The 20195-nt window shown below is 62.3% G+C and carries 18 protein-coding genes; 8 read left to right on the plus strand and 10 right to left on the minus strand.

Features of this window, described 5'->3' with window-relative positions:
* Positions 1-55: 55 nt before the first annotated feature.
* On the minus strand, positions 56-2578 hold the full coding sequence (locus tag B5E41_RS12755) for a hypothetical protein (RefSeq protein ID WP_088394068.1): 2523 nt from the start codon (positions 2576-2578) through the stop codon (positions 56-58).
* A gap of 189 nt (positions 2579-2767) precedes the next feature.
* On the opposite strand from B5E41_RS12755, the gene B5E41_RS12760 reads away from it, so the two are divergent.
* A complete protein-coding gene (locus tag B5E41_RS12760) occupies positions 2768-3832 on the plus strand; it encodes a LacI family DNA-binding transcriptional regulator (RefSeq protein ID WP_088394070.1) in 1065 nt (354 codons plus the stop codon).
* A 4-nt stretch (positions 3833-3836) separates the two neighbouring features.
* Positions 3837-4376 carry an NADPH-dependent FMN reductase gene (locus tag B5E41_RS12765; protein WP_088394072.1) on the plus strand — a complete coding sequence of 180 codons (540 nt, stop codon included), beginning with the start codon at positions 3837-3839 and terminating at the stop codon, positions 4374-4376.
* Between the two features lie 23 nt (positions 4377-4399).
* On the opposite strand, the gene B5E41_RS12770 is transcribed toward B5E41_RS12765, so the two are convergent.
* Genes B5E41_RS12770 through B5E41_RS12790 form a run of 5 tightly spaced genes read right to left on the minus strand, consistent with a single transcriptional unit; the run spans position 4400 to position 9545 of the window.
* Positions 4400-5143: an ABC transporter ATP-binding protein gene (locus tag B5E41_RS12770; RefSeq protein ID WP_088394074.1), complete on the minus strand. Its 744-nt coding sequence runs from the start codon at positions 5141-5143 to the stop codon at positions 4400-4402.
* The gene (locus B5E41_RS12775) at positions 5140-6000 is read right to left on the minus strand and encodes an ABC transporter ATP-binding protein (protein WP_088394076.1); all 861 of its coding nucleotides are present in this window, start codon (positions 5998-6000) and stop codon (positions 5140-5142) included. Before B5E41_RS12775 ends, B5E41_RS12770 begins: the two co-directional genes overlap by 4 nt.
* Positions 5987-6889, minus strand: a complete 903-nt coding sequence (locus B5E41_RS12780; protein WP_064806121.1) for an ABC transporter permease — start codon at positions 6887-6889, stop codon at positions 5987-5989. Before B5E41_RS12780 ends, B5E41_RS12775 begins: the two co-directional genes overlap by 14 nt.
* Before the next feature lie 11 nt (positions 6890-6900).
* Positions 6901-7929 (minus strand): ABC transporter permease, encoded by a 1029-nt coding sequence (locus tag B5E41_RS12785; protein WP_064802506.1) that lies wholly within the window; start codon positions 7927-7929, stop codon positions 6901-6903.
* Between the two features lie 20 nt (positions 7930-7949).
* Positions 7950-9545 (minus strand): ABC transporter substrate-binding protein, encoded by a 1596-nt coding sequence (locus B5E41_RS12790; protein WP_088394078.1) that lies wholly within the window; start codon positions 9543-9545, stop codon positions 7950-7952.
* A 132-nt stretch (positions 9546-9677) separates the two neighbouring features.
* Between B5E41_RS12790 and B5E41_RS12795 the strand changes: the two genes are divergently transcribed.
* The 3 genes from B5E41_RS12795 (at position 9678) to kdgD (ending at position 12387) form a co-directional block, all read left to right on the plus strand.
* On the plus strand, positions 9678-10388 hold the full coding sequence (locus B5E41_RS12795) for a FadR/GntR family transcriptional regulator (protein ID WP_064802503.1): 711 nt from the start codon (positions 9678-9680) through the stop codon (positions 10386-10388).
* 65 nt (positions 10389-10453) lie between these two features.
* Positions 10454-11428, plus strand: a complete 975-nt coding sequence (locus B5E41_RS12800) for a mannonate dehydratase (RefSeq protein WP_064802501.1) — start codon at positions 10454-10456, stop codon at positions 11426-11428.
* Between the two features lie 32 nt (positions 11429-11460).
* Positions 11461-12387 carry a 5-dehydro-4-deoxyglucarate dehydratase gene (gene kdgD, locus B5E41_RS12805; protein WP_088394080.1) on the plus strand — a complete coding sequence of 309 codons (927 nt, stop codon included), beginning with the start codon at positions 11461-11463 and terminating at the stop codon, positions 12385-12387.
* Positions 12388-12676: 289 nt separating this feature from the next.
* Here kdgD and B5E41_RS12810 read toward each other — a convergent pair whose 3' ends face one another.
* The 4 genes from B5E41_RS12810 to B5E41_RS12825 form a co-directional block, all read right to left on the minus strand.
* Positions 12677-13750 carry an ABC transporter ATP-binding protein gene (locus B5E41_RS12810; RefSeq protein ID WP_088394082.1) on the minus strand — a complete coding sequence of 358 codons (1074 nt, stop codon included), beginning with the start codon at positions 13748-13750 and terminating at the stop codon, positions 12677-12679.
* A gap of 22 nt (positions 13751-13772) precedes the next feature.
* Positions 13773-14621, minus strand: a complete 849-nt coding sequence (locus B5E41_RS12815) for a carbohydrate ABC transporter permease (RefSeq protein ID WP_064802487.1) — start codon at positions 14619-14621, stop codon at positions 13773-13775.
* A complete protein-coding gene (locus B5E41_RS12820; protein ID WP_064802485.1) occupies positions 14614-15552 on the minus strand; it encodes a carbohydrate ABC transporter permease in 939 nt (312 codons plus the stop codon). Before B5E41_RS12820 ends, B5E41_RS12815 begins: the two co-directional genes overlap by 8 nt.
* Positions 15553-15633: 81 nt before the next feature.
* Positions 15634-16938, minus strand: a complete 1305-nt coding sequence (locus B5E41_RS12825) for an ABC transporter substrate-binding protein (protein ID WP_088394084.1) — start codon at positions 16936-16938, stop codon at positions 15634-15636.
* A 199-nt stretch (positions 16939-17137) separates the two neighbouring features.
* Between B5E41_RS12825 and B5E41_RS12830 the strand changes: the two genes are divergently transcribed.
* Genes B5E41_RS12830 through B5E41_RS12840 form a run of 3 tightly spaced genes read left to right on the plus strand, consistent with a single transcriptional unit; the run spans position 17138 to position 20130 of the window.
* A complete protein-coding gene (locus B5E41_RS12830) occupies positions 17138-18337 on the plus strand; it encodes an ROK family transcriptional regulator (protein ID WP_088394086.1) in 1200 nt (399 codons plus the stop codon).
* A 32-nt stretch (positions 18338-18369) separates the two neighbouring features.
* Positions 18370-19470: a Gfo/Idh/MocA family protein gene (locus tag B5E41_RS12835; protein WP_088394341.1), complete on the plus strand. Its 1101-nt coding sequence runs from the start codon at positions 18370-18372 to the stop codon at positions 19468-19470.
* An 18-nt stretch (positions 19471-19488) separates the two neighbouring features.
* Entirely contained in the window at positions 19489-20130 is a 642-nt protein-coding gene (locus B5E41_RS12840; RefSeq protein ID WP_010065671.1) for a ThuA domain-containing protein, read from the plus strand.
* Positions 20131-20195: the final 65 nt, after the last annotated feature.

Genomic DNA, 20195 nt, shown 5'->3' on the forward strand with positions numbered 1-20195 from the left:
TCTTGACCGCTGAATTCCTGCGCCCGGCCGGATCCTCCACCGGCCGAACAGTCGTCTACGAGGCAGCGCGCCGCCGCTGCCTGCCTGGTATCTCCAGATGTACCGCTTCTCCCCGCACCGACCAGTCCGAGGGTCTCAGAATACGGCCTTCGGCGCGCACGGTGCCGTCCTCTTCGAAGACGACCTGACCGTAATCCGGATCGACGATGATCAGTGCACCCTCATTGTCGCGGCGGGCTGTAAGCGTGGCGAAGCGCGCCCGCATGCCGTCGAGGCCGTCTTCGCGCCCGAGATCGGAGAGACGGACAATCCAGCGCCCCGTGCGGCCGGCCAGGCGCAACTCGACATCCGTCGCCGGCCCGTGTTTCACCGGTTCGAGCAGGCCGTTCCCGACCAGCATCGCGAGGCCGCCACCAGAGCGGGCGAGCGCCAGCTTGCCGTCGACCAGCTTCTCGTCGAAGGCTTCGAGCGGGAACCAGGCATGGGTGAAATCCGGCTGGCCCTCGTGGATGTCGAAATCGAGAATGGCGAGGTCACGATATTGATGCACGCGCGGCAGCGTTCCGCAGCCGCCCCAGAAGCTCGGCCGGCCGTAGCCGAACTGGATGGTTTCGCCGGGATGGTTGATCCAGATCTGCGCTTCCGGCCGCTCGCCCAAACGCAGGTGCAGAACCGTCTCCTGATAACCCCAGGCGCCTGGGCGATAATGGGCGATGGTGCCGAGTGCGGTGTCGCGCGTCTTGTAGTGATAGAGGGCGGCGAAGCGGTTCTCGCCCTGGGAAAAGGTCCATTCCTGCGCGTCGTCGGACTGGTGCGCAGCGATGGCCGCGAGCTCTTGCGGAAATCGCAGACCATGATCGCGGATGCAGACGGCCAGCTGCGGCAGCGCGTGGACGCGGCGGCCGTACCAGCCGCGGCCCCAGAGCAGCCGGGCGATGGCCGACAGCTCGACCGAGCGGCCGGGACGCAGCGTGTGTTCGTAGGAGCGGCCCTGGCTGCCGGTCAGCATGCCGTGATGGGCCGAGCGGGCGACAATTTCCATCAGGCGGACGATGCTGGCGCTCGCCCGGGCGCGGATCGCCTCATCCGGGGCGCAGGCGGCAAGCGCCGTCAGCCCCTTGAGGTCGATCGGAAAATAGGGAACAGAATTCCACTCGGCCATTTCCCAGCGCTCGAAATGATCGAGCCAGGCGCGGACGCGTTCTTCGCCGACCTTCATCTGCTCGGCGCCGGTGCGGCCGGAACGGACGAAGACGGCATCGGGGAACAGCCTGCCGCCGAGATAGGCGGCGGTGTGGAAGAGCAGCGCGTGGTTTTCCGAAAAATACCACTGAACGTCGTTGCCCGGCTCGTCCATCCAGTGGCGGTAATTGAGAACGGCATGCTCAATCCGCTGCCGCAGGGCTTGCGACAGCAGATCGCTCCAGCGCGTATAGGCAAAGAGCAGTGGCACCAGCACGAAATCGGCACAGTCGTGGCAATCCTCGATGACCGGCAGCATGGCCGAAATCATCGCCTCGGTCTCCTCGCCGCTCTGACCCAATGCAAGCCGCGCAAAAGCGCAGATCGTGTCGGGCTCGGCGTTGGCTGCGACCTCGGCAAGCGCCTCATTGACGCGATCCTTGAGCGCCGCGGGTGCCTGCCCCTGGCGCTGGGCGTGACAAATTTCGACGCCGAGCGTGCGGCCGAGCGAAAGTTTGCCTGCTTTGAACGTGATCCGGAAATGGCGGAAATCGGCGGGCATATCGGCCGAGGGGCCGAGTTCCAGCTTCGTTGCTCCCGCTTTCAGCGCGAATTCATAATCGAAGCGCTCGACCGACATGAAGTCGCCTTCGATCTCTACTTGACAGCTCAACGCCACCGGCAGCCGCGCGGGAAACAGGATCGTCACGTCTTCGCCGAGATAGGCGGTGCGGTCGAAGCGCATGCCTTCGAGGATTGCTTCCAGCCCGTCCGCGTCACCGGCCGCGATGGGGACAGGCACCGATGTTTCGACCTCCGGCCCATCGAGATAATCCAGCTGGAAATAGAAGCGGGCGTCGCGCTCGGCGAGATCGTCGAAATAGATGCGGATCTCATTGAGGCCGGCGGCGAGCTCAACCTCGAAGATTTGTTGGGCTTCCAGATTGCGCTCGTAGGGCGCCATGAAGCCCTGCTCGCGGCCGTTGACGAAGAGGATGGCGCCGCCGCAGGTCGACAGACGGAGCCTGGCGGACCCGGCCATGCCGGCATCGAGGAAGGTGCGCGCCCAGCAGCCGATGCGGGTCGGGCGAAACCAGAAGCCGGAGAGATCGACTCGCGGCGAGGCAAAGGGAAGCCACCAGCGGATGGGCTCGAATTCGCCAACCGGTTGCGGTCTTTGGCCGGAGAAGCATGCCTTGAATTCGGTGCGGCAGGGATATTCATGGGGGATGAAGTTCTTCGTCTTGGTGACGAAGAAAAACGGATCCATGCTGCCTTCCATCGGCCGGTCGGCGACGTCGTAGCGCGCCTGCGAGAGAGGACCGAGCTGCCAATAGACGATTGGGCTATTCTTGGCGGTTGCGCGGCGGAGATGGGCTAGCTGCTCAGCGGCCATCTGAAACCTGCTCCGGCTGCCTTGGGATTTTCGAGAAAACGCCGACGCATGGATGGCGGTCAAGCCGCATCTTCAAAGCCTCCCTGCTCTGCCGCTTGTCGCGGACTCCTCGGGGGCAATTGTGCATAGGCATTCCATTTGCGCAACGTGAAAGATTTTTGCATAAAGGAGCTGGAGCGAGGAAATGTCATGGCCGCGGAGCAGAAAAAAGGCAGGCGCACACGCCTCGACGACATCGCCGCCCGCTGCGGCGTTTCGATCAGCACAGTGTCGCGGGCGCTGGCCGGCGAAAAGGGCGTCAGGCCCGAGATCCGCAAGCTGGTGCTGGAAACGGCAAGTGCGGCCAGCTATGCCCTGCCCGCAAGTGTCGCCGGCAAGAAGGTCATGCTCGTCGCCTCCGGCGCGGCGATGATCGACTATGTCCGCAACCAGTTCACGCTCCACGTGCTCGAAGGATTGAACGCGCGCGCGTCCGCCCTCGGCATCGAGATGGCGATGCGCCCGGTGGCCGACAAGGCCGATGAAACCCGCGTCATCGCTGAGATGCGCAATGATGCAAGTTTCGGCGGCATGCTGATCCTGACGGTCGACGAGGAGGACATGCTGGCGGCCGCCGCCGATCTCGGGAAGCCTGTCGTGCTCGTCAACAGCGACGATCCCTATATGCGGCTTTCGAGTGTGACGCCCTGCAACCGCTCGGCCGCCTTCATCGCCGCCGAGCGGTTGATCGAGGCCGGTCATCAACGCATCCTGTTCATGCTGCGGCCGGGACGGCGGACGATCGAGCGGCGCCTGGAGGGGTGGCGCGACGCGCTGCAGCAGCACGGGCTTCCAGCCGACGCCGACCTGGTGCTCGAGGTCGACGACTGGCTGCCGGAACTCGGCGCCGAGGCGATCACCCGTCTCGTCGGCGACAAGGGTCTTTGCTTCACCGCCGTTCTGACGGCGGGCGACAGTCTCGCCAACGGCGCCGTGCGCGGATTGCAGGCGATGGGTTATGCGGTGCCGCAGGATGTCTCCGTCATGGGCATAGACGACCTGCCGCAATCGGCCTTTCTCAATCCGCCACTGTCGACGGTGCACATTCCGATGCGCGAACTCGGCGCCACCGCGCTGGACCTGTTGCGCGACATGATGCTCCGCCTTGCCTTGCCGCGCCGCCGTATCGAGCTTGCCTGCCATGTCGTCGAAAGAGGCAGCGTCGCAGCCGTCCGCCATCCGGTTGCCATGGATCACATCAAGCCAATCGCATGAGGTTATGCCGATCACGAAATTCCTGGCGATATCCGGAAGCGCCCGCAGAGCCTCGACCAATACGGCCATGCTATATGCCCTCCAGTCGGCTGCCGGGCCGGCGCATATGCTCTCGGTCTATGATCGTATCGGCCAGCTCCCGGTCTTCTCGCCCGATCTCGAACTTCCCGAGCCTCCTTCCGAAGTGGCGGCTCTTGCAAAGGCGATCGCGGATGCGGACGGACTGATCCTGGCGAGCCCCGAATATATCAGGTCAATCCCAGGCGGGCTGAAGAACGCCATCGACTGGCTCGTCTCCCGCAACGAAGTGATCGGCAAACCGATCGTGCTTGCGCACGCGTCGCATCGCGGCGAAGACATGCTGCAGCAACTTCGCACCGTTCTCGCCACGCTGAGCGAGCGCTTCAACGAGCAGCTCTTTCTTCGCCTCCATCTGATGAAGCTTTCCCCGGAAGAAATTGCCGAGCATCTTTCCGCGCCCCGGCATCAGGAGGAGATGCGCGATTTCCTCGAGGCTTTCGCACGCTATTGCAGTGCAGCCTGAGGCTCGGCTGCGCAACGACCCCGTCAAGCCTCCATGAAGCTCGCCTCGAACAGCTCCTGCGCATAGGCATCATGCGTCGTGCCGGCCTGCAGATCCGCCTTTGTGAGTTCGTCGACGAAGCCGCCGTTCTTCATGATCAGCACCCGGTCGCACATATGGGCAATGACCGCGAGATCGTGACTGACGAGCAGATAGGTCAGCCCCTTCTCCTCACGCTGATCGGCCAGCAGGTTGAGGATTTCGGCCTGGACGGAGACATCGAGCGCCGAGGTGGGCTCGTCGAGCAGCAGGATCGGCGGCGACAGGATCAGCGCCCGGGCGATCGCCACGCGCTGCCGCTGGCCGCCGGAAAGCTCGTGTGGAAACCGGTTTGCGAAGCTTGCCGGCAGCCCCACCTGGATCAACGCCCTTTCGACCTTCGACCAGATGTCGGAATGGCGCATGGCGCGCAGCGGTTCGGCAAGCGCGGTGCCGATGCGGTGGCGCGGATGCAGGGATCCGTAGGGATCCTGAAAAACCATCTGGGCTGAGGTCAGCTCCTCGCGGGAGCGCGTCTTGCCGATCGGCCTTCCGCGAAGCTCGATCTGACCGGTCCAACCGGCTTCCATGCCGGCGAGGCAGCGCAGCACCGTCGATTTGCCGCAGCCGGATTCGCCGACGATACCGAGGGTCTCACCCTGGCTCACCTGAAAACTGATGCTCCTGACGACATGATTGCTTGATTTGCCGGAGGAAAAGACGACGTCGAGGCCACGGACATTGATCATTGCGCCGTCTCCAGATCGAGTTTCGCCCGGTCGAGAACGGCAAGCCGGCGAACCGGGTGCTTCGGGTCGGGCAGCGCCGCTATCAGCCCGCGCGTATAGGGATGGCGAGCCTCTTCGAGATTGGTCAGCGTTTCGACGATGCGGCCGGCATACATGACGACGATGCGCTCGCAGAAGGCTGCCACCATGCGGATGTCGTGGCTGATCAGGAGAAGGCCAGAATTGTTTTCGCGCACCAGTTCGTCGAGCAGCAGCAGCACGTCCTTGCGGACGCTGACATCGAGCGCCGAGGTCGGCTCGTCGGCAATGACAAGCTTCGGCCGGGCCAGCAGCATCATGGCGATCATCACGCGCTGGCCCATGCCGCCCGATATTTGGTGTGGATAAAGCGCCATGACCCGATCGGGATCGCTGATGCGCACGCGCTCCAGCATGGCGCGGGCTGCTTCCAACGCCTGGCTCTTGCCAAGACCGAGGTGAAGGCGTGCGGCTTCGGCGATCTGTTTGCCGATCGAGAGCACCGGGTTCAGCGAATAGCGCGGATCCTGCATGATCAGCGCGATATCCTTGCCGCGAAGCGCGCCCATCTGCCGCTCGCTCTTCGACAGCAACGGATCGCCACCGAGATCCAGACGTTCGGCGGTGATGACCGCGGCCGGCGGCAGCAGACGCATGATGGCGCGACCGGTCGTCGACTTGCCGGAACCGGATTCTCCGACGATGCCGACCCGTTCGCGCCCGACATCGAAACTGACATCAGAGACGGCGGGCACGGCCCCTCGCCCGAAGCGAACGCTCAAGTCCTTGACGGACAGAACGGGCTGCAAATCACGATCCTTCTTTTCACGATCTGGCATGGCGCGGATCCAGAATGTCGCGCAGAGCATCTCCGGCGATGTTGAAGGCAAGGCTCGTCAGCAGGATGGCGATACCGGGCATGACGGCGACCCACCAGTAATCGAGCATGAATTTGCGGCCGTTGGAAATCATCGCGCCCCATTCCGGTGCCGGCGGCTGGGCGCCGAGGCCGAGGAAGCCGAGCGAGGCCGCCGTCAGGATGATGCCCGCCATGTTGAGCGTCAGGCGCACGATGACCGACGGCACGCACATCGGCGCGATATAGAGAAGAAGAATGCGGATCGGCGAGGCGCCGTAAAGGCGGGCGGCGACGACATAGTCGGCATTTCTGACGACCAGCGCCTCGGCGCGCGCGAGCCTGGCGATCGGCGGCCATGCCGTCAGGGAGATGGCGATGATGGCCGTGGTCAGGCCAGCGCCGAGCGCCGCCGCAAAGGCGAGCGCCAGGATCAGCGACGGGAAGGACAGAACGATATCGGTGGCCCGCATCAGCAGCGCATCGGTGCGCCCGCCGAAAAAACCGGCGACCACGCCGATCAACAGGCCGATCGGCCCGACGATCAGGGAGATCGACAGCACGGTCTGAATGGTGATGCGCGTGCCGAAGATCAGGCGGCTCAGAATGTCGCGACCGAATTCGTCGGTGCCGGCCCAATGTGCGAGGCTCGGCGGCTGCAGGGCGTCGCCAAGCGATTGGATGACCGGGTCATAAGGCGCCAGTAACGGCGCGAAGATCGCAATCAGGCAAAGCAGGCCGAGGATGACGAAGCCGGCAAGGCCGAGCGGCTCGGCAGCCAGCTTGCGGCCGGCACGGGCAAACGACGCCGCCATGCGGCTCGGCACGCTCGGAGGACGGATCTGAATCTCGCCGCGGATAACATTGCTCATCGGGCTGGGGCTCATCGCGCCACCTCCCGCATGCGCGGATCAAATATGGCGTAGGCGACGTCGGCGAGGAAGTTCAACAGCATGAAAATGAATCCCACAATGATGGTGCCGGCCACGATGGCGTTCATGTCGCCGATCATCAGCGCATTCGTCATGTATTGGCCGATGCCCGGCCAGGAAAAGACGATCTCGGTCACGACGGCGCCTTCGAGCAATCCCCCGTAGGAAATGGCCAGGATGGTGATCAGCTGCACGGCGATGTTCGGCAGGACGTGGCGCCAGATCGTGCCGAAGGGGCTCACACCCTTGGCGCGGGCCGCAATGACGTAATCCTGGCTCAACTGCTCCAACGTGAAGCTGCGGGTCATGCGGGTGATGTAGGCCATCGCGGCATAGGCGAGGATGATAGCCGGAAGGATGATATGGCCGAGGGCATTCCAGAAGATTTCCGTCTCGCCCTGCAGCAGGCTGTCGACCAGCAGCAGCCCGGTTTGCGGGGTGACGAGACCTTCGTAAAACACATCGATCCTGCCTGGCCCGCCGACCCAGTTCAGGCCGGCATAGAAGATGACGAGGCCGACGATGCCGAACCAGAAAACCGGGATCGAATGACCGACGAGGGCGACTACGCGCGCGACCTTGTCGATCACGCTGTCGCGAAACAGCGCCGCGACCAGGCCGAGCGGGACGCCGACGAAGGTCGAAATGATCACAGCCAGCGTGGCCAGTTCGAAGGTCGCCGGAAAGGCCTGAGCGAGATCGGAAGAGACGGGGTTGCCGGTGAGCACGGCCGTGCCGAAATCCCCATGGGCGAGGCCGTTCAGATAAAGGAAGAACTGCTGATAGATCGGCAGATCGAGCCCCAGACGCGTCCGCATCGCGGCATAGGCGGCGGGATCGGCGAGTTCGCCGACGATCGCGCCGACGGGATCCGTGGGCAGGACGCGGCCGATCACGAAGGTCACACAGAGGAGGATGAACAGGCTGACCAGCAGATGCGCCAGGCGTCGGCCGAATTCGGCTACAGAGAGTTCCTTCATGTTCGGCTGCCTCGGGAGTATTACTGGGCTTCAGACTTCGTGACGTTCTCGAGACGCGTCAGCTGGGTCGGATGCCCTACATATCCTTGCACCTTGCTCGACAGGACGATCGGCTCGAAGCGTTCGAACATCGGCAGCACCGCCGGCTTCTGTTCCACGAACATCTTCTGCATCTCGACATAGAGCTCGCCGCGCTTCTTGGCGTCCGGCTCCATCGAAGCCTTCGCCGTCAGCGCCGTGAGTTCGGGAATGTCCCAGGCCGAGCGCCAGACGAAGTTGCCGGCGTTGTTGGCTTCCTTCGAGTTGTCGGGATTGGAGGAGAACTGCTCCATCGAGCCGAGCACGTTCGGCATGTAGGCGCTGGTCTGCGGAATCAGCAGATCGAAATCCCTGGCGCGATGGGCGGCGATGATTTCCGAGCCGTTGCCCTGCTGGATGTCGATCTTGATGCCGACCTGGGCGAGCGACGCCTGGATGGCCGTGGCAAGATCGATGCGCGGCGTCTGCGCGATCGTCTTCAGCGTCAGCGAGAAGCCGTCCTTGAACCCTGCTTCGGCCAACAGCTGCTTGGACTTTTCGACGTCGAGATGCCAGTCGGGATTCGGGATCGCAGATTCGAAATTCTCCGGAACCGGAACGTTTCTCGCCCGCCCGTAGGGACCCATGATCGTCTTCTCGATGCCCTTGTAGTCGATGCCATAGGCAATGGCCTCACGCACCTTCGGGTTGGACAGGTACTGGTTGCCGGCATTCATCGACAGCACGTAGAAGCCGCCTGTGGGAATGCGCTGGATGGTAAAGCCCTGCTTGTCCTTGAAGGTGGCGAGGTCGGCGGCGGTCATGGCGCTGGCGATATCGATGTCGCCGCGTTCGAGCATCAGCCGCTCGACCTGGCTTTCAGGCACATGGCGGACGATGACGCGCTTCATCTTCGGAGCGCCGGTGACATAATCCTTGTTGGCGTCGAGGATCACGAGCTCATTCGGGGACCAGCGGTTCAGGGTGAACGGACCGGAGCCGGCCGAATGCGTGCGCATCCAGGCATTGCCGTAATCATTGTCAGCGACGTGCTTTTCGACTTCGACGCTGTCGACGACGCTGGTGGTCGAGGTCGTCAGCCGGTAGAGCAGCATCTCGGCGGTCACCTGGCCGGAAAAATCGATGCGCACCGTCTTGTCATCGACTGCGGTGACGAGCTTGTCGACATTGGTCTTGTCGTAGCCGACGCGCTTGAGGTTCGCCGCAGCAGCCTGGTCGAGCTTCAGGAGCCGCCCGATGGAATAGACGACGTCCTTTGACGTCACCGGATTACCGGAGGCGAAATTGGCCTGGCGCAGGGTGAAGGTGATACCCTTGTCATCGACCTTCCAGCTTTCGGCCAACTGCGGCACGATCTTGCCATCCGGCGTGCTGTTGACCAGGCGGTCGTAGAGGTTCGACATGATCTCGACCGCCTTGCCCTCGGTCGCTTGATGCGGATCGAGCGACAGGACCTGGGCCAGCGATGTCCCGATCACCAGCTGATCCTTAGGGGTGGCGGCGTGCGAGAGCGGCGCAGCGATCGTCAGAGCGCCGATGACGGCGCCGACGAACAGGCCTTTCGAAAAATGCTTCATTGTAACTCCTCCCTGGATTACTATAAGAGACATATTATGTCGTCCGTATGTCGTATTATGATTTATCGAAGTCCGATTTGATTTGCAAGACCCGTGCGGAAGGCGTGAGGCGAAGGAACTGGGGAAACGAGAATGACGACACTTGGCCGTGGTCGGCAAAGACTGGCGCAGCAGGTCATCGATCAATTGCGCGCGCAAATCGAGACGGGGAAATTGCGCGTCGGCGACCAGCTGCCGACCGAGCCGCAGCTCGAATCGACCTTCGGCGTCAGCCGCACCGTGGTGCGCGAGGCGATTGCGGATTTGAGGGCTGCGGGTTTTGTCCGGCCGATCCAGGGCAAAGGCGTCTTCGTCGCGGATCCGAAGGTTCATTCGGTCATGTCGCTGACGCCGGTGGAAATTAAAAGCATTCCGGAAACCCTTGAGTTGCTGGAGTTTCGTATGGCGACCGAGGGTGAAGCGGCAGCGATTGCCGCCTATCGCCGCACAGCCGAGCAGGAAGCGGCAATCCGCGAGGCCAACCGCCGAATGGCGCAACTGATCGAAAGCGGACAGCAGACGGTCGAGGCTGATTATGCCTTTCACATGGCGATCGCCGCCGCCACCAACAACCGGTTCTATGTCGATGTTCTCCGTCATTTCGGCCCGCGCGCCATTCCCCGCGGGCAGTTTCCGACGCTGCCGGAAGCCAATGACCGCGAATATCTGCAGAAGGTCTATGCCGAGCATGTGGAAATCCTGTCGGCAATCGCCGATCAGGATCCCGACCGTGCCCGCCAGGCGATGCGCGCGCATCTGATGGCGAGCCAACGTCGCTATCGGATGCTCGCCGAACAGCAATAGGGCTCGACACTCTCAAAAATTCATATTATGTCATATGACATTGTTGAACTTGGAGAGGGTCTCTGATGTATCTTGGAACACAGGTGGCGGCGCGCGACGATGACGATTATCGGATCTTCGCGCAATTGGGGGTGAAGCATATCAGCGCCGATCCGCCGGGACAGCCGAGCAGCTGGACGCTTGCCGACATCGAACGCCATCGCGACAAGGTCGAGAGCTTCGGCCTGATCCTCGACATGATCCAGCTGCCCCTGCCCTCGCAGCCGATCGAGAAGGCTTCCTATCCCGACATCCTGCTTGCCGGGCCTGAGCGTGACCGGCAGATCGACGCGGTTTGCCAGATGATCGAGGATGTCGCGGCGGCCGGCATTCCGGCTGTGAAATACAATCTCAACCTGATCGGCATTCCGCGCACGCCTGATGAACCCGGACGCGGCGGCTCGCTGAACGCGAGCTTTCGCTGGGAGAAGACCGATCAGCAGGCAGCCCCCGGCCTTGCCGGCGTGCTCTCCGAGGACGAAAACTGGGAACGGATCGATTATTTCCTCGAACGCGTCGTGCCGGTCGCCGAAAGCAATCGCGTCAGGCTCGCCTGCCATCCGCACGACCCCTATACGCCGCCCGGCTATCGCGGCGTCACGCGCGTGCTCGGCACGGTGGAAGGGCTGAAGAAATTCGTGCAGATGCGCGAGAACCCCTATCACGGCCTCAATTTCTGCCAGGGCTCGGTCGGCGAGATGCTCGAAAATCCACGCGAAGAGATCGACGACATCATTCGCTGGTTCGGAGAGCGCAACAAGATCTTCAACGTCCACTTCCGCAACATTCGCGGCGGCAAGCTCTCCTTCATGGAGACCTTCCCGGACGAGGGCGACATGGACATGGTCCGCTCGGCCAGGATCTACAAGGAAGTCGGCTACAAATACATGCTGATGCCCGACCATGTGCCGACCGTCAGCGGCCAGGATCCGTCCGCCACCGCATTTGCCTTCTGCTACGGCTACATCGCGGCACTTCTGCAAGTGCTCGAGAACGCCTGACACGATTTTCAACACGTAAGGAATAGGACTTGATGATGAACCCGATTGAATTGAAGAAGGCCGTCGGCAGTGGCCTGCTCTCGTTTCCGGTCACCCATTTCGACGACCAGCTGAAATTCGACGAGGCGAAATATCGCCGTCATGTCGAGTGGCTTGCCGGTTATGACGCCGCCGCGCTGTTTGCCGCTGGCGGCACCGGGGAGTTCTTCTCCCTCAATCCGTCCGAAATCCCTCAGGTCGTGCGCGCCGCCAAGGCCTCAGCCGGCAATACGCCGATCATCTCGGGAACCGGCTACGGCACCTCGCTTGCCATCGAGATCGCACAGGCGGCCGAAAAGGCCGGCGCGGACGGATTGCTGCTCCTGCCGCCCTATCTGATGTTTGCCGAACAGGCCGGATTGATCGCCCATGTCAAGGCGGTTTGCCAATCGGTCGATATCGGCGTCATCGTCTATAATCGCGACAACGCCATCCTGACCGCCGACAGCATCGCTCGCCTTGCGGAGGAATGCCCGAATCTGATCGGCTTCAAGGACGGCGTCGGCGATGTCGACAAAGTCATCGAGATCACCACGCGGCTTGGCGACCGCCTCGTCTATGTCGGCGGGATGCCGACCCACGAGGTCTATGCGCAAGCCTATTTCGCCGCCGGCGTGACGACCTACTCGTCCGCCGTCTTCAACTTCGTTCCGGCGCTGGCCCAGCGCTTTTACGGCGCCTTGCGCACCGGCGACCAGGCGACCGTCGACGAGATCCTGAAGGGCTTCTTCTTCCCCTTCGTCGCCTTGCGCAATCGCAAGAAGGGTTATGCCGTCTCGATCATCAAGGCCGGGCTTCGCGTGCTTGGACAGAACCCCGGCCCGGTGCGCCCGCCTTTGACGGATCTCACCCAGGAAGAATTGGCGCTGCTGGAGAAAATCGTGCAGGCCAACGGCGTCCCGCGGATTGCGGCCGAATAATCGCCGAGGACGGCAGGAGTATCTGCCGCGCCCTCTCGATTCCCTCTTCTCCCCTCGGGGAGAAGGTGCCCGTGGGGCGGATGACGGGGCCGACGATGCCGGTCTTCTCCTCCAGCTCATCTCGACTATGTGCGGGATGCTGCGCACGGTATTTCCGGCCGCGTGCCGGAATCGAATTTACGTTGGGGGGGTACCGTTCCGCCCCCTCATCCGCCTGCCGAAACCTTCTCCCCGAGGGGAGAAGACGATGCGCCGCACCCTCGCCATTCCCCAGCAGACTGATCGTCGCCTACAGCGCCACCCCGCTGCCGCGGTCGAAAACGTGGACCTGATCGCTGGCGATGCTCGCTTCGAACACAGCGCCGTAGCGGGCGGGGTATTCGCCGTCGACGACCGCCGTCACCTGCTGGCCGGCTAGATCGAAGACGATATGGGTCTGGGCGCCTGTGGGTTCCACCAGCATGGTGCGGCCGGCGAGCGCCGTACCGGCCGATAGGCCGGGAACGAGATGTTCCGGACGCAAGCCGATGGTGACGGCCTGGCCGGGTCTGACCCGGCGGTCGGGTGCGATGCGAATCGCTGTGCCATCGTCGAGGCGGGCGGTGGGTTGGCCGTCTTCTCCGGTGACCGTGCCGTCGAGCATGTTCATCGCCGGCGACCCGATGAAGGCAGCGACGAAGAGATTGGCGGGTTTTTTATAGAGTTCGAGCGGCGTACCCGACTGCTCCACCTTGCCGTGATTGAGTACAACGATGCGGTCAGCGAGCGTCATCGCTTCGATCTGGTCGTGGGTGACATAGATCGAGGTCGTCTTCACCTTCTGGTGTAGCGTCTTGATCTCCGAACGCATCTGCACGCGCAGTTTCGCATCGAGGTTGGAAAGCGGTTCGTCGAACAGGAAGACGGCGGGGTTGCGCACGATGGCCCGGCCCATGGCGACACGCTGGCGCTGGCCGCCGGAAAGCTGCGCCGGCTTGCGGTCGAGCAGCTTTGCGAGATCGAGCATGCGGGCGGCCTCGGCAACGCGCGCCTCGATCTCCGCTTTGGCAACGCCGGCAAGCTTCAGGTTGAAACCCATGTTTTCAGCGACCGTCATATGCGGATAGAGCGCATAGGACTGGAAGACCATGGCGATGTTGCGCTCGCGCGGCGTCATCGCGTTGACGACGTTACCGCCGATGGCGATCTCGCCGTCGGTGATCTCCTCGAGGCCGGCAATCATCCGCAGCAGCGTCGATTTTCCGCAGCCGGACGGGCCGACGAGGGCGACGAATTCGCCATCCTCGATATGAAGCGAAATGCCGTGGATGACGTCGACGGCGCCATAGGCCTTGCGAATATTGTTCAGCTCAACGGATGCCATGATTGCACTCCAATGGTTCGGCTCAGGACTTCACGGCGCCAGCGGTCAATCCGGCGATGATGTGTCTCTGCGCGACGAAGAAGACGATGATGGTGGGAAGGATGGTCAGCGTGATGAAGGCCAGCACCAGTTGCCACTCCGTGCCGTATTCGCCGCGATAGACCATGATGCCCAGCGGCCAGGGATATTTGGATTCCGAGTTCAGCATGATTAGCGGCAGGATGTAGCTATTCCAGCTGCCGACGAAGGAGATGATGCTGACGGTGGCGACGATCGGCCGGGATAGCGGCAGCGAGATATGCCAGAAGAATCTCATATAACCGCAGCCATCGACGAAGGCCGCCTGAAACAATTCTTCCGGAAGATTGCGGAAATAGTTCCTGAACAAAAGGATGCTCATGCCGAGGCCGAAGGCCACCTGCGGCAGCACCACGCCCCAATAGGTATTGAGCAGGCCGAGATCGCGGATGCGGATGAAAAGCGGCAGGATCGCGGTTGCGGCCGGAAACATCAGGCCGAGCAGGAAATAATTGAGCAGGAAGGACGAGCCGAAAAAGCGGACATGGGCGAAGGCGAAAGCCGCCATGGACGAGACGATCAGCGTCAAGAGCACGGTGAGGGCTGCGATGACAAGCGAATTGCCGATCTGCAGCCAGTAGCGCTCGCCGAAGAGAATGTCGGTATAATTCGCCCATTGCCATTCCGTCGGCAGGCCGAAGGGGTTGGTGCGCAGGTCGCCCAGGGTCTTGAAGCCGCCGAGCGCCGTCGTCAGCAGCGGCACCAGCACGATCGCAGCGATCAGGCTCAGCGACACGTAGAGATAGATCCGGGTGGATGTCCTCATGCGGACGGAAGAGCTCATATCAGTCATGGCGCATGAAAATCCTTTTGTAACCGAAGGCGAGCGTCACGCAGATGATGAACAGCACCACGCCGACGGCGCTGCCGAGGCCGACCTGCATGCGCATGACGCCGTAGGTGTAGAGGAAGGTGACCATCGTCTGCGTCGAGTTCGACGGTCCGCCGCCGGTCAGCGGCATGATCATGTCGAAGAGCTGCAGCGAGCCGACGACGGCGAAGAATATCGAAAGGCGCAGGGTGGAGCCGAGCAGCGGCAGGGTGACGTAACGGAATTTTTGCCAGCCGGTGGCGCCGTCGATCTCGGCCGCCTCCAGCACGCTCTTGTCCACCGATTGAAGGCCGGCGATGAACAGCATCATGTGGAAGCCGAAATACTTCCAGACGATAACCCCGAGGATGGCATAGATCGCCACGTCCTTGTCGGCGAGCACGTAAGGATTGGCGAAACCGAAGAAGCTGGAAATGGCGGCAAACAGGCCGTAGTCGCCGTCATAGACGAAGCGCCAGATGAGGCCTGCGGCAACATCCGCCAGCACATAAGGCAGGAAGAAGATCAGGCGGTAAGCGACGACACCGGGAATGCGGTGCGCCAGCATCGTGGCCAGCCAGATGGCGAGCGGCACCTGGATGCAGATCGAAATGATGATGATCAGGCCGTTATTGACCAGCGCCTGGGTAAACGCCGCGTTGCGGAACAGGACCTGGAAATTACGGAGCGCGATGAACTCCGTCGGCGTGCCGTAACCGTTCCACTTGTAGAGGCTGTACCAGGCCGCCTCGCCCATCGGCATGATGACGAAGAGCGTGAAGAGCAGCAGCGCCGGTGGCAGAAACAGCAACAGCACGGTCAGGCGGTCGTGGGCGACCGAACTCTTCCGGTTTGCGGCTCGCCTTGCCGGCCTTGCTGCGCTCGGTGTCGATAGGACTGAGATATTGGCCATGGATCCTGCTTTCGCATTTCGTCGGCAGCGATGCCGGCGCTCCCGATTGGCAGGAGCGCCGGAAGGTTCTGCGGGCGCTGGTTATTGTTCCAGTTCGAAAGCGTCCTGGATCATCTGGGCGCCGTCCTTGGAGTTCATCTGTCCGGAGACGATTTCCACCGAGACGTCGTTGACGACACGGCCGACGGCCGCACCGAGATCCTGGTCGAAGAAGTTCTGATGCCAGGTCGAACCGGCAAGCTGTTTGGCCGATTCAGCCAGCAGCGGATTGACCACGCCGTCATCGGCGCCGACGGCGACGGGCAGGAGCATGCCTGATTTGGCCATCGCGCGCTCATTGTCCGCATTTGTCAGGAAAGCGAGGAAATCGACCGCTTCCTTGGAGGCCTTCTTGGTAAGCGCCCAGCCGTTCAGGCCGCCGAGCGTATCCGTCGGCTTGCCGGCGCCGCCTTCGACCGTGGGGAAGACGAACCGGCCGATATTGTCTGATGAAAGTCCCTTGCCGTCGCCGGCATTCTTGCGCTGGTTGGCTTCGGTCGCTTCAAAGCCGAGGATCATCGCCGCCTTACCGTCACCGAAGACGCCGAGCGTCTGCGGCCAGGTCGCGCCGAGATAGCCGGGCTGGAACGGTTCGAGCTTGCCGAGCTCGGCGAGATCGTCGCCGGCCTTGATGATGGCCGGATCGAGGAAACCTTCACCCTCGCCCTTCTTGGCCGCATCGAAGACCTTCTGGCCGCCCTCGCGCATGACGAGATAGCTCCAGTAGAAGTGGATCGGCCATTTCTCGCCGCCGCCGCCGGCAATCGGCACGATGTCGGCCGCCTTGATTTTTTTCACCGCCGCAAGAAAATCGGTCCAGGTCTTGATGTCCTCGGCCTTGACGCCCGCCTTGGCAAAGAGCGCCTTGTTGTAGAAGAAGCTGACCAGACCGACCTTGTAGGGGACCGCCCAGGTTTTGCCGTCGAAGGTCAGGCCGTCGACCGAGGCCGGGGTATAGGCCTTGCGCAGCTTGCCGCCATCGGCATCGAGGGCTGCCGTCACATCCTGCAGCGCGCCGGTCTCGGACTGCTGCTTCAGGACGCCACCGCCCCAGCTGAAAAAGAAATCTGGCACGTCGTCGGACTGCAGCAGCGTAGGAAGCTTGGCCTTGAAGGCCTCGTTTTCGAGGAACTGCATCTGGATATCGACATCGGGATGCTGGGCTTCGTATTTCTTGACGATCTCTTCCCAGGCCGCGACGTTTTTCGGATCGGTTTCGAGATGCAGCCACTTGACCACCGTCGTCGCCGAGGCAGCTCCTGCTCCGGCCAGCAACATGCCGGCGGCCGCGGCCATGGATACGATACGCCTGCCGCCGAAAGCGGCGTTCTTCAGCATAAAATTCATGATTTTCCTCCCAGGGGACCTATCCTCAAAATTTTTCCCCTATACGGAATAATTCAGCGGAGCTTGCGCCGGATGTCAACCCAACTTCGGCTATTTTTAGCAAATGCGCTTGACAGGCCCACGGAATTGCCTGCTATTTATTTCGTAACCCGTTAAAAATATTGGCTTCCGCCCAACGAACAATGCCGGCTAGTTTTTCATGAAGACCGCAGATCCAGAATTGATGCGCGCGATCAATCGCTTGAACGTGCTCGACACTATCCGGCGCCACGGTCCGATCTCGCGCATCGAGATCAGCGAACGCACCGAGCTTTCCACCACGACCGTTTCCGCCATTACCGCGTCACTGCTCGACGACGGACTGATCCTGCCGCGCCACGAAGGCGATATCCGTAATGAGGCGGTGCGCGGGCGGCCGCGTGTGGCGCTGGAGCTCAATCCCGACGCCGCCCGCGTCGTCGGCGGCAAGATCGCCGCCAGCCGCATGGTCTTCGTCGTCACCAATTTCCGCGGCGACGTGCTGTCGAAGCTCGCTTTGCCGATCCGCATCGACCGGCAGCCGATCGGCGTCATCGCCGATCTGGTCGAGGACGGGGTCAGGCGCTGCGTCGTCGACGCCGGACTGTCGCTGGAAGATGTCGACAGTATCTGCCTCGGCTTTCCCGGCGTCGTCGAGCATCGCACCGGCTATATCAGAAGCAGCCCGATCTTTCGCGACACCAATGTCGATTTTGCCGCCGAAATGTCGACGCGGCTATCGACGCCGACCATCGTCGAAAGCGACGCGCACGCCATCACGCTCGGCCATCACTGGTTCGGAAGAGCCAGGGATCTCGAGGATATGGTGTTGATTTCGCTGGAACAGACGCTGGGGCTCGGCGTGTTGCACGGCAACCGCCTGTTCCGCGGCGCCGGCGGCCTCAGCCACAATCTCGGCGATCTCGTGCTTGGCATGGGACCGAACGGCATCGTGCGGCTTTTCAGCCAGGCCGGCGAAAGCGCAATCCTCGGCGAGCATCAGACCGACGGGCGTTTTGCCGAAGCCATCCGTCTCGGGCGCGGCATGACCCATGCCCAGGCGCTGATCAAGGCCGATGACGACCGGCTGATCGGCGCGGCCATCCGCGCCGGCGAAGCAGTCGGCTTGACCATTGCCAATATCGTCACGCTGTTTGCGCCGCCGCGCGTCATCCTGGTCGGCTCCAGCCTGGCGCTCGGCGAACCCTTCTTGAACAGCCTGCGCGATGCCTATGCGCTCGCCATTCCGCCGTCGCTGAAAGGCGTCAGCGAACTCGTCTTCGACGATTCGAGCGATGATTTCTGGGCACAGGGTGCTGCTGCAGTCGCGCTCTACGAACTCTACGAATCGCCCTGGAGCACCACAGGGCCGGCGCTCTGAGGAGCGCACACTCAAGATCAATGGAGGAATTCATGGACAAGGTCGGTATCGGCATCATCGGATGCGGCAATATTTCGGGCGCCTATCTCACGGCGATGGCATCCTTCCCCATTCTCGACATTCGCGGCGTCGCCGATCTCGACCGGGGACTGGCAGAGGCAAAAGCTGCCGAATTCAACGTGCCTGTCAAATCCGTCGAGGAGCTTTTCGCCGATCCCAAGGTCGAGATCATCGTCAATCTGACCATCCCGAAGGCCCATGTGGCCGTGGCGATGCAGGCGCTGGAGGCCGGCAAACATACCTATTCGGAAAAGCCGCTCGGGATTAATTTCGCGGAAGGGAAAAAATTGGCGGAGGCGGCCAAGGCGCGGAATCTGCGCATCGGCGCGGCCCCCGACACCTTCCTCGGCGGCGGTCACCAGACGGCGCGCGCCCTGATCGACCAGGGCGTTATCGGCCAGCCGGTCGGCGGCTCGGCGACCTTCATGTGCCCTGGGCACGAGCGCTGGCATCCGAACCCGGCCTTTTATTACGAGGTCGGCGGCGGGCCGATGCTCGATATGGGCCCTTACTACATCACCGATCTCGTCAATCTCCTCGGGCCGGTTTCCCAGGTCGCCGGCTTTGCGACGACGCCGCGGGCCGAACGGCTCATTACCAGCGAGCCGCGCAATGGCGAGCGCATCCCCGTGCATGTGCCGACCCATGTCGCCGGCTTGATGGCTTTTGCCAACGGCGCGGTGGTCCAGATCGCCATGAGCTTCGACGTCGCCGGCCACAAGCATGTGCCGTTGGAGATTTATGGAACCGAGGGCACGCTTATTGTCCCCGACCCCAACAAATTCGCCGGCCCCGTCGAATATCTGAAGAAGGGCGGCGCCTTCGAGGACCAGCCGGTCACCGCGCCCTATGCCGAGGGCAATTTTCGCTCGCTCGGCGTTGCCGACATGGCGCATGCGATCCGCACGAACCGGCCGCATCGCGCCAACGGCGATCTGGCGCTGCATGTGCTCGAAGTCATGGAAGCCTTCCATACAGCGTCCGAGACCGGCCGGACGGTGACGATCACCACGGCGGTGGAACGCCCTGCCCCCTTGTCCGATTCGATCGTCGACGGACGGCTGGCGAAATAAGTTTCAGGAGGAAAGAGAATGCGTGAAGCACTGATCGTCTGGGGTGGCTGGAGCGGACACGAGCCGCAGGAATGCGCCGAAATCATCAAGACCATGCTCGAGGAAGACGGTTTCAAGGTCTATCTCGAACACGGTACCGAGGCGCTTGCCGACCCTTCGGTCCATGATCTCAGCCTCGTGGTGCCGATCATGACGATGTCGAAGATCGAAAAGGAAGAGGTCAAGAACCTCGCCGCCGCGATCGAAAGCGGCGTCGGCATATCAGGCTATCATGGCGGCGCCGGCGATGCCTTCCGCGACTCCGTCGACTACCAATTCATCATCGGCGGCCAGTGGGTGGCCCATCCCGGCAACATCATCGACTATACCGTCAACATCACCCGGCCGGATGATCCGCTGATGGAGGGGATTGCCGATTTTCCCTACACCTCCGAGCAATATTACATGCATGTCGACCCCTCGAACGAGGTTCTGGCAACGACGAAGTTCACCGGCGAACACGCCTACTGGATCGACGGCGTCGTCATGCCTGTCGTCTGGAAGCGCAAATACGGCAAGGGCCGCGTCTTCTATTCCTCGCTCGGTCACCAGGCCAAGGAATTCGACGTCCCGGAGATGAAGACGATCTTCCGCCGCGGCGCCAACTGGGCGGCGCGGTAGTCTGTTCAATTCGCGGGAAACCAAAAGACCCCTCCCCAACCCCTCCCCACAAGGGGGAGGGACTA

Origin of the sequence: Rhizobium esperanzae (assembly GCF_002204185.1) — a bacterium.
In the GTDB taxonomy this organism is placed as follows: domain Bacteria; phylum Pseudomonadota; class Alphaproteobacteria; order Rhizobiales; family Rhizobiaceae; genus Rhizobium; species Rhizobium esperanzae.